We start from the raw sequence: 10,948 nt of genomic DNA on the forward strand, positions 1-10,948 counted from the left end.
TTCCGGCATTCCCGGCTTGCGGGCGCAGGCGCCAGTGACGGCATCGTCCGTGCCCGCGGCGCGCGCCGCGGACCGGTCGCCGTGCGCCCGGCGTTTCGCTCCTCCCGCCACGCCAGCTTCATGACCGCGCTGCAATTCCGGCCCGGCCCGGACTTCCTGCCGCAGGCCGCCGCCGCGGCCTGGTACTTCCTCGACCGCTGCGGCGGGCAGCAGGCCGCCGCGCACGTGGTGGTGCCCACCGCGGCGCAGATTCCCGGCGTGCGCCAGGCGCTCGACGCGGCCGCGCGCGCGGCCGGCGCGCCGCGCCTGCTGCCGCGCGTGCTCACGCTCGGCCACTGGCTGCTGGACCTGCCGCCCGAGGCGCAGCCGGTGCGCAGCCACGCGGCGCGGCTGCTCGCCGTGCAGCAGGCCATCCGCGCGCAGGACTGGCTGCGGCGCGCGTTCGGCGCGCAGACCGAGGCCGCCGCCTGGGGCCTGGCGCAGACGCTGCTCACGGTCAGCGACGAACTGAGCGCGCGCTGGCTCGACGACGACGCCATCCGCGACGACGAGATCGACGGCGATGACCGCGCGGCGCTGCTGCAAGGCGCGCTGGAGCGGACCTACGCCCATCTGTCGTCGCGCTTCCTCGGCGAGGAGGCGCGCATCGTGATGGCGTTCTGGCAGGCGCTGTCCGGCCCGGACGACCCTTTGCCGGCGCGCCGGCGCATGCTGCACCGGCTGGCCACGCACGTCGACGGCCCGGTCATCTGGCTCGGCCCCACGCCGCCCACGCCCATCGACGCAGCGTTCCTGCGCCAGGCCGCGGAACTGGTGCCGGTGATGCGCATCGGCTACGACTGGAGCGCGCAGGCGGACGATGCCGAAGCGGGCACGGCGCAGGAGGGCCCGGAACCCGGCGACTGGTACGACACGCTGCTCGCGCTGTGGCCCGAGGCGCGCCTGCCCGGCGCCGGCGAGCCCGCCGCGCGCCGCGCGCCGCCACGCGCATTGCCCGAAGCGCGCCCGCGCGTGCGCGTGGTCGGCAGCGCGCGCTTCGAGGACGAGGCCGCGGCCGCGGCCAGCCAGCTGGTGGCGTGGCTCAACCAGGGCCGGCGCCACGTGGCGCTGGTCGCGCACGACCGCGTGGTGGCGCGCCGCGCGCGCGCCTTGCTCGCGCGCGCCGGCGCGCCGGTGCGCGACGAGACCGGCTGGAAGCTCTCCACCACGCGCGCCGCCGCCGCGCTGATGCGCTGGTTCGACCTGCTCAACCAGGACGGCGACACCGCGGCGCTGCTCGACCTGCTCAAGAGCCCGTTCTGCCTGCCGGACTTCCCCGCGCGCGGCGCCGCCATCGCCGCGCTCGAGCAGCGGATCCGCCGCGACGGCATCAGCGGTGGCTGGCGCCGCCTGCAGCAGCGTTTCGCGCCCGACGCACGGCGCGAGACCACGGCCGGCAACGTCGACAACGCGGACGATGCCGCCGGCGGGGGGGATGCCCGCCACGCCGCGCGCCAGGCCGCCTGCGAACTGGTGCAGCGGCTCGCCGCCGAGGCCGGCGCGTGGCCGCGCGGCCGGACGCAGCAGCCGGTGTCCACCTGGCTCGAACGGCTCGACGCCACGCTCGACGCGCTCGCCATGCGCGCGGCGCTGGCCGCCGACGATGCCGGCCGCCAGCTGCTCGACGCGCTGGCGCGCCTGGCCGACCTGCCGCACGACGAAACCGGCGCGGCCGCCACGCTCGACCTGGCTGAATTCCGCTCGATGCTCTCGGCGCTGCTCGAATCGGTGGCCTACAAGGAGCCCTCGGCCAGCGGCGCCGCGCGCATCACCATCCTGCCGCTCAACGGCGCGCGCATGCGCCGCTTCGACGGCGTGGTGGTGGTCGGCTGCGACGACGCGCAACTGCCGTCGAGCGCGGCCGAGCTGATGTTCTTCTCCAACCAGATGCGCCGCGAGCTGGCGCTGGAAGACCGCGAGATCCGCTTCGCCCAGCAGGCGCGCGACCTGGCCGAAGTGCTGCTCAACAACGACGACGTGGTGCTGACCTGGCAGCGCCTGGGCGCGCGCGGCGAGCCCAAGCACGTGTCGGGCTGGATCGAGCGGCTCGGCGCGCTGTGCTCGCGCGCCGGCGCGCCGATCGAGGCGAGCGCCTTGCCGGCGCTGCACGAGACCTTCGCCGAAGCGGGCGGCATGCCGGCGCCGGCCGCCGCGGAGCTGGTGCCCGCGCGCTGGAGCGCGCAGGCGTACAACATGCTGCGCCGCTGTCCCTACCAGTTCTTCGCCGGGCGCATGCTCGGCCTGGCCGGGCTGGAAGTGGTCAGCGACGATCTGGAGAAGCGCGACATCGGCGAGCTGCTGCACCGCATCCTGCTGCGCTATCACCGCGAGGCCGGCGAGGACGGCCTGCGCCACGACGACGCGCGCCTGGCGCGGCTGCGCGAGATTTCCGACCACGAATTCGGCGCGCTGATGCGCGAGGACGGCAACGCCATCGGCTACTACCGCCGCTGGTGCGAAGTGCTGCCGTCCTACGTGGCGTGGCAGGCCGAGCGCGAGGCGCAGGGCTGGTTCTGGGACGGCGGCGAGATCGACGCCACCGTCGACCTGCCCATGCCCGACGGCCAGCCGCTGCGCGTCAACGGCCGCATCGACCGGCTCGACCGCGCGCGCGACGGCAGCCGCGCCGTGCTGGACTACAAGACGCAGAGCGTGCTGCGCCTCAAGCGCAAGGTCGACGACGTGGAAGAGGACTGCCAGCTGCCGTTCTACGGCCTGCTGCGCGCCGACGTGCGCGTCGGCAGCTGGGTGGCGCTGGAAGGCGCGAAGGACGGCCCGCCCGCGGCCCAGCGCGAAGTCGGCCTGCCCGATTTCGACGCCGCCGTGGCCTGGCTGGAGCGCCAGCTGCGCGAGGACGTGATGCGCCTGCGCCGGGACGCGCCGCTGCCGGCCTTCGGCGATGCCGGCGCGTGCACCTACTGCACCGCGCGCGGCCTGTGCCGCAAGGGCTTCTGGGAAAGCACGGCGCTGCCGCCGCAGGTGGGAGGCCGCGCATGAGCGCGCACGCCTATCTGCGCGACGGCGCGCCGGTCGCCGAAGCCGAGTTCACGCGCGCGGCCTGCGACCCTGCCGCCTCGGTGGTGGTGGAGGCCTGCGCCGGCAGCGGCAAGACCTGGCTGCTGGTGGCGCGCCTGCTGCGCCTGCTGCTGGCCGGCGCCGCGCCGCACGAGATCCTCGCCATCACCTTCACGCGCAAGGCCGCCGAGGAAATGCGCGAGCGCCTGCTCGAAGTGCTGGCCCAGCTGGCGCGCGACGACGACGACGCGGTGATCGCCGCGCTGGTCCAGCGCGGCCTGTCCGCCGACGCCGCGCGCGCCGCGCTGCCGCGCGCGCGCGGCCTGCACGCGCAGGTGCTGGCCGCGCCGGGGCGCATGGCCATCGACACCTTCCACGGCTGGTTCGGCACGCTGCTGCGCGGCGCGCCGCTGGCCTCGGGCATCGTGCCCGGCGCCACGCTGCGCGAGGACGCATTGCGCATGAAGCGCGAGGCCTGGGCGCCGTTCTGGCAGGCGCTGGCCACGCCGCCGTATGCCGAGCTGCGCGCCGCCTTCGAGCAACTGGTGGACGCCATCGGCGAGTTCCAGGCGCGCGCGCTGCTGGACGCGATGTTCCATGCGCGCAGCGAGTGGTTCGCCTTCAAGGAAAGCGCCGATCCCGCCGAGGCGCTGGCCGCCGATCTCGGCGACGACGCGCGCGTCGACGTGCTGCCCGAAGTGCTGGCCGACGACGCCTGGCTCGACGCCTGCCAGGACATGGCCTCGCAACTGGGCCGCGGCGGCAAGACCGAGCAGGCCCATGCCGCGCGGCTGGCGGACGCGGTCATGGCGATCCGCGCGTGGCGCGAGGGCGGGGCGGCGGACGGCGCGCCGGCCGAGCGCGCCTTCGCGGTCCTGCGCGATGCGTTCTTCACCGCCGCCGGCAAGCCGCGCTCGCTGCGCGCGACCGCCGCGCTGACCAAGGCGCTCGGCGGCGAGGCCGCGGTCGAGGCGTTCGTGGCCGCGCACGGCGAGCGCTGCGCCGCGCTCGAGCAGGTGGCGCAGCGCCGCCGCGAGGCCGCCGTGCTGGCCGTCAACCTCGCGCTCTACCGCCTCGGCGACGCGCTGCTGACGCGCTACCAGCATCACAAGTCCGAGCAGCGCGCGATGGACTTCGCCGACCTCGAATGGCTGGCCGCGCGGCTCATGCGCGACGAGGAAACCGCCACCTACCTGCAGGTGCGGCTCGACGCGCGCTATCGCCACCTGCTGCTCGACGAATTCCAGGACACCAACCCGCTGCAGTGGCGCATCCTGCAAGGCTGGCTGGCCGGCTACGCGGGCCTCGGCGAGCGGCCCACGGTATTCCTCGTGGGCGACCCCAAGCAGTCCATCTACCGTTTCCGCCGCGCCGACGCGCGCCTGTTCCAGACCGCCAGCGAGATGCTGCAGGCCGCGTTCGGCGCCACCGTGCTGCGCACCAACCGCACCCGCCGCAACCGGCCCGAGGTGCTCGAGTGGGTCAACGCGGTGTTCGATGCCGCGCGCGCCGACGGCCGCTATCCGCTGTTCGAGACGCAGACCACCGCGCTCGAAGAGCCGGGCGGCCCGGTATGGCTGCTGCCGCTGGTCGAGCCCGAAGCGGAGGCGGCGGAAGATGCCGGGGAAGATGCCGGGGGTGCGGAGGCGGCCGAAGACGGCGCGCAGGAAACCGCCGCCATCCACCGCGACACGCTGACCCAGCCGCGCCGGCACGAAGGCGACTCGCTGCGCCTCGAAGAGGGCCGGCGCGTGGCGGCGTGGCTGCGCCACGTCCGCGCCACCGTGCCGGTGGCCGAAGGCGGCGGCACGCGCCCGGCGCGCTGGAGCGATTTCCACCTGCTGGTGCGCCGCAAGACCTATCTGGCGGAATACGAGCGCGCCTTCCGCGAAGCCGGCATTCCGTGCCTGAGCCCGCGCCGCGGCGGCCTGCTGGCCACGCTCGAGGCGCTCGACCTGTCGGCGCTGCTGGCCTTCCTGATGACGCCGGAGTCCGACCTCGACCTCGCCCACGTGCTCAAGAGCCCGCTGGTCGGCGCCACCGACGAAGACCTGATCGCCATCGCGCAGCAGGTACAGGCGCAGGAGCCGCGCCCGGGCTGGTGGGCCTGCCTGCGCGGACAGGGCCTGCCCGAGTTCGCCAGCGCGGCGCTGCGCGACGGCGTGGCGCGCCTGCGGCACTGGCTGGAAGTCGCGCCGCACCGGCCCGTGCACGACCTGATCGACCACATCTATCACGGCGGCGAGGTGCGCCGGCGCTATGCCGAGGCCGCGCCCGCCGACATCCGCGACCAGGTGCTGGCCAATCTCGACGCTTTCCTCAAGCTCTCGCTCGACCTCGACGGCGGGCGCTATCCGAGCCTGCCCAAGTTCATCGACGAATTGCAGGAGATCCGCCGCGGCGAAGAGGGCGAAAGCCCCGACGAAGGCGGCATGGCGGACCGCGTCGAAGAAGGCGATGCCGATGCGGCCGATGCGGCGGACAGCGCGCTCGATGCCGTGCACATCCTCACCGTGCACGCCGCCAAGGGCCTGGAGGCGCCGTTCGTGGTGCTGCTCGACGCCAACCACAGCGAGCCCGCCGCCGACAACGGCGGCATCCTGATCGACTGGCCGCCGTCGTCGCCGGTGCCGGTGCATTTTTCCGCCTACGGCAAGCGCAGCACGCGCGGGCTGGCGCGCGCGCCGCTGTTCGAGGCCGAGGCCGCGCTGGCCGAGCGCGAGAACTGGAACCTGCTCTACGTGGCCATGACGCGCGCGTGCCAGGGCCTGCTGGTCAGCGGCGTCAAAGGGCGCGCCGCGCGCGGCGCCGAGGGCGAAGGCAACCGCGAGATCGCCGGGAGCTGGTACGTGCGCCTGCAGTCGGCCGGCACGGGCGCGCCGGTGGAGGCGTTCCCGCCGGCGACGGCCGGCGACGACGCCTGGCAGCGGCCCGGCCACGACGCGCGCGTGCGCTATGCCGATTTCCGCGAGCGCTACCGCGAGGCGGCGGACACGCTGGTGCCGGTCTACGAATGGGAAGACGAGGACGCGGCGCGGGATGACGTCGAAGAGGACAGCCACGCCATCGTCTTCGACGCCGAGGCGGCGCGCCACGGCGAACTGATCCACGCGCTGGTCGAGCGCATCACGCGCTATCCCGAGGCGTTCGAAGCGTTGCCCGGGCCGGACGTGGTGATGCGCTGGTTCCCGCTGGCCGGCGGCGGCGATGCGCAGGCGCGCGCGCAGTGGCGGGCCCAGGCCGAGGCCGCCATCGGCGCGGCGCGGCGCATGCTGGAAGCGCCCGCGCTGCGCCCGCTGCTGTTCCCGCAGGACGCGCGCAGCGCGCGCAACGAGGTCGAGCTATATGACGCGCGCGGCCGCCTGCTGCGCATCGACCGGCTGGTGGAGTTCGACGAGCGCGTGGTCATCGTCGACTACAAGCTGCGCCTGCTGCCGCAGGAGCACGCGGCCTATGCGCAGCAGCTCGCGCGCTACGTGGCGGCGGTCAGGCCGATGTTCCCGGGGCGGCGCGTCGAGGCCGGCGTGGCCACGGCCGACGGGGAGTGGATCGCGGCGGATGCATTGCAGGTTCCGCGCCAGGGGGCATTGTTCTAGACTTGTCCTGCGTCATGACGCGCGGCTTGCCATGCGCGGCACAATAGCCGCACCAGTGCGCAGGGCGCAACGCGCGGACGCGGCCGGGAAGGGACGGATTGCTGCCGGGGAACTGCCGGGGAGCGAATGACCGGGGGACGAATGGCTTTGCCGGGAAGTCCTGCGGTGCGGATCCCGCGGGGAAGGGCCTGGCGACAGGGTTCGCGAGCGGGTCCGGCGGAAGATCCGGCAAGAAGGCAGAAGACAGGGGAATAGCGGAATAGGGGGACGAGCCTGACCCTCGGCACTGGCGGAAAACGGCTGTGGCTGCTTCGTTCCCGACCTGACCAGGTTGACCGCGCCGCCATGCGAGGAGGCCCGTCCGGTGCGCATTGTAACCCAGTGCGGACGGGCCCGCCTATTTCCCGTGAAATTGACCCGGCAAGCCGCATGGCCGGCCCGGGCCGGCACTACAGTGGAACCGTGCCGGCGCGGCGCGCAGGGCCGCCACCACAACCAGCGAGACCAGCGATGAACGCCAAAGACCAGATGCTCCACGCCACCTTGCCGCCGCAAGACATCTCCACCGAAGTCCTGCTGGAGAAATACGCCAAGGGCGAGGAGGCCAGCGTTGCCGACGTGCGCCTGCGCGTGGCGCGCGCGCTGGCCGAGGCCGAGGCCCCGACCGAGCGCGAGCAGTGGGCCGGGCGCTTCCTGTGGGCGCAGGAGCAGGGCTTCGTGCCGGCGGGGCGCATCGCCTCGGCGGCAGGCACGCGCATCGAGGCCACGCTGATCAACTGCTTCGTGCAGCCGGTCGGCGATTCGGTGTCCGACGCGCGCGGCGGCAAGCCCAGCATCTACACCGCGGTGGCGCAGGCCGCCGAGACCATGCGGCGCGGCGGCGGGGTGGGCTACGATTTCTCCGCGATACGGCCGGCCGGCGCGCTGGTGCGCGGCACGCATTCGCGCGCCTCGGGGCCGGTCTCGTTCATGAAGGTGTTCGACGCATCGTGCGCCACGGTGGAGTCGGCCGGCTCGCGCCGCGGCGCGCAGATGGGCGTGCTGCGCTGCGACCACCCGGACATCGAGACCTTCATCCACGCCAAGGACCGCGGCGACCTGACCAATTTCAACATTTCTATCGGCGTGAGCGACGATTTCATGCGCGCGGTCGAGGCCGACGGCGAGGTCGAGCTGATCCACGAGGCCGAGCCCGCCGCCGAGGCCATCGCCGCCGGCGCGTACCGGCGCGGCGACGGCCAGTGGGTCTACCGCCGCGTGCCGGCCCGGCAGCTGTGGGACCAGGTGATGCAGGCCACCTACGACCACGCCGAGCCCGGCATCCTGTTCCTCTCGCACATCAACGACGACAACAACCTCTATTACTGCGAGCGCATCGAGGCCACCAACCCGTGCGCGGAGCAGCCGCTGCCCGCCTACGGCTGCTGCTGCCTCGGCTCCATCGACCTGACCCGCTTCGTGCGCCAGCCGTTCGCCGCGGACAGCCGCTTCGACTTCGACGCCTTCGCCGAGGTCGTGCGGCTGGCCGTGCGCATGCTCGACAACGTGCTCGACGTCACCTTCTGGCCGCTGCCCGAGCAGCAGGCCGAGGCCCAGGCCAAGCGCCGCGTCGGCCTGGGCTTCCTCGGGCTGGGCAGCGCGCTGGTGATGCTGGGCATCCGCTACGACGCCGAGGCCGGCCGCGCGCTGGCCGCGCGCGTCGCCGAGGTGCTGCGCGACACGGCCTACCAGGCCTCCGCCGCGCTGGCGCGCGAGAAGGGCGCCTTCCCGCTGTTCAAGGCCGACGAATACCTGGCCAGCGGCTTCGCCCGGCGGCTGCCGCCGGCGCTGCGCGAGACGATCGCGCGCGACGGCATCCGCAACTCGCACCTGCTTTCGGTCGCGCCCACCGGCACCATCACGCTGGCCTTCGCCGACAATGCCTCGAACGGCATCGAGCCGGCCTTCTCGTGGACCTACAACCGCCGCAAGCGCATGCCGGACGACACCTACCAGGTGTTCGAGGTGGCCGACCACGCCTGGCGGCTGTACCGCCATCTCGGCGGCGACATGGCGCGGCTGCCGGACAGCTTCGTCACCGCGCTGCAGATGTCCGCGCTCGACCACATGAAGATGCTCGAGGCGGTGCAGCCCTACATCGACACCAGCATCAGCAAGACCGTCAACGTGCCGGAGGACTATCCCTACGAGGCCTTCCGCAACCTCTACCTCGATGCCTGGCGCGCCGGGCTCAAGGGGCTGGCCACCTACCGCCCCAACAGCGTGCTCGGCGCGGTGCTGTCGGTGACGCCCGCCGCGCCGGCCGCGCCCGCCGCCGGGGCGCCAGCCGACGACCCGCTGCGCAAGCCGTTCGAGAGCCGCCCCGTGGGCGACCTCGAAGGGGTGACGTCCAAGGTCGAGTACATGACCTACGAGGGCCACAAGACGGTCTACCTCACCGTCAACTTCATGCGCGTGGCCGGCGTGCTGGACGGCAAGCCGGTGGCGGTGGAGCGGCCGGTGGAATTCTTCATGCCGGCCGGCCAGCGCAACGACGGCCAGCAGTGGATCACTTCCACCATGCGCCTGCTGTCGATGGTGGCGCGCTCGGGCGGCTCGATCGCCAAGGCGCTGGCCGACATGCGCAACGTGGTGTGGGACAAGGGCACGGTGCGCTACGGCACGCTGCAGCGCCAGGACGGCAGCGAGGCGCCGCGCTTTCATGACTCCGAGGTGGCGGCGATCGGCTACGCGCTGCAGCGCATCCTGATCAAGCGCGGCTTCCTCGATGCCGACGGCGTGCAGGTGCCGGTGGCGGCGCTTGCCGCGCGCCTGGCCGCGCAGGAAGCGGGCGGGGGCGCCGGCCCCGGCGCGCAGGACGCGGCCGCCGGCCAGCCCGCCGGCGCGGGCGCCCGGCCGTCAGCCGGCCTCGGGCTGGGCCTGGGCTCGGGCAAGACCTGCCCCGAATGCGGCGCCCATGCGCTGCACAAGGTCGACGGCTGCGCCAAGTGCGCCAACTGCGGCTACGTGGGGGAGTGCGGCTAGCCGGATCGCCCCGGGCGCGGCCGGCGGCGCCCGATCCGCCGCGGATGCGCGCGCGCCGCCGCCGATCGTCCCTGACGGGCGGCCGCCTTTTGCTACAATCGCCGCCATGAGTTATCAAGTGCTAGCGCGCAAATGGCGCCCCCGGGATTTCACCACGCTGGTCGGCCAGGAGCACGTGGTCCGCGCGCTCACGCACGCGCTGGAGCAACAGCGCCTGCACCACGCCTACCTGTTCACCGGCACGCGCGGGGTCGGCAAGACCACGCTGTCGCGCATCCTGGCCAAGGCGCTCAACTGCGTCGGCCCTGACGGCCGCGGCGACATCACCGCGCAGCCGTGCGGGGTGTGCAAGGCCTGCACCGAGATCGACAGCGGGCGCTTCGTCGACTACATCGAGATGGACGCGGCCTCCAACCGCGGCGTCGACGAGATGGCGTCGCTGCTGGACAAGGCGGTCTACGCGCCGACCGCGGGGCGCTTCAAGGTCTACATGATCGACGAAGTGCACATGCTGACCAACCACGCCTTCAACGCCATGCTGAAGACGCTGGAAGAGCCGCCCGCGCACGTCAAGTTCATCCTCGCCACCACCGACCCGCAGAAGATCCCGGTCACGGTGCTGTCGCGCTGCCTGCAGTTCAACCTCAAGCAGATGCCGCCGGGCCACATCGTCAGCCACCTCGACCACATCCTGGGCGAGGAAGGCATCGCGCGCGACGCCAACGCGCTGCGCCTGCTGGCGCAGGCCGCGCACGGCTCGATGCGCGACGCGCTGTCGCTGACCGACCAGGCCATCGCCTACAGCGCCGGTCAGGTGTCCGAGGCCGCCGTGCGCGGCATGCTCGGCGCCATCGACCAGAGCTACCTGATCCAGCTGCTCGACGCGCTGGCCGCCGAGGACGGCGCCGCCATGCTGGCGGTGGCCGACGGCATGGCCGACCGCAGCCTGTCGTTCGCGGGCGCGCTGCAGGATCTGGCCTCGCTGCTGCACAAGATCGCGCTGGCCCAGGCGGTGCCCGCCTCGGTGCAGGAAGAGTGGCCGGAAGCCGCCGAGGTGCGCCGCCTGGCCGCCGCCTTCGACGCGCAGGAAGCGCAGCTGTTCTACCAGATCGCCAATCTCGGCCGCAGCGAGCTGGCGCTGGCGCCGGACGAATACGCCGGCTTCACCATGACGCTGCTGCGCATGCTGGCGTTCCGCCCGTCGGCCAGCCCGGCGGCGCCGGCGCAGGGCGGCGGGCAGCAGGCCCGGTCCGCCCTGTCTCTTCTACCCATCT

General features: G+C 73.4%; 4 protein-coding genes and 1 other RNA gene. 4 read left to right on the top strand and 1 reads right to left on the bottom strand.

Annotation, left to right across the window (positions count from 1 at the left end; genetic code table 11):
* The first annotated feature begins 120 nt into the window (after window positions 1–120).
* Together AC3WXD_RS09730 and AC3WXD_RS09735 are read left to right on the top strand one after the other, a co-directional pair.
* The gene (locus AC3WXD_RS09730; RefSeq protein WP_492323583.1) at window positions 121–3,036 is read left to right on the top strand and encodes a PD-(D/E)XK nuclease family protein; all 2,916 of its coding nucleotides are present in this window, start codon (window positions 121–123) and stop codon (window positions 3,034–3,036) included.
* On the top strand, window positions 3,033–6,650 hold the full coding sequence (locus AC3WXD_RS09735; protein WP_492323584.1) for a UvrD-helicase domain-containing protein: 3,618 nt from the start codon (window positions 3,033–3,035) through the stop codon (window positions 6,648–6,650). The genes AC3WXD_RS09730 and AC3WXD_RS09735 overlap by 4 nt, the downstream gene beginning before the upstream one ends.
* 263 nt (window positions 6,651–6,913) lie before the next feature.
* On the opposite strand, the gene ffs is transcribed toward AC3WXD_RS09735, so the two are convergent.
* Window positions 6,914–7,012, bottom strand: an RNA gene (gene ffs / locus AC3WXD_RS09740) — signal recognition particle sRNA small type.
* A gap of 148 nt (window positions 7,013–7,160) precedes the next feature.
* Between ffs and AC3WXD_RS09745 the strand changes: the two genes are divergently transcribed.
* On the top strand, window positions 7,161–9,674 hold the full coding sequence (locus AC3WXD_RS09745) for an adenosylcobalamin-dependent ribonucleoside-diphosphate reductase (protein ID WP_454731768.1): 2,514 nt from the start codon (window positions 7,161–7,163) through the stop codon (window positions 9,672–9,674).
* A 106-nt stretch (window positions 9,675–9,780) separates the two neighbouring features.
* Window positions 9,781–10,948, top strand: a 1,168-nt coding sequence (gene dnaX, locus AC3WXD_RS09750; RefSeq protein WP_492323585.1) for a DNA polymerase III subunit gamma/tau, incomplete at its 3' end; no start/stop codon positions are given.

Source organism: Cupriavidus sp. FW216-B1 (assembly GCF_058789195.1).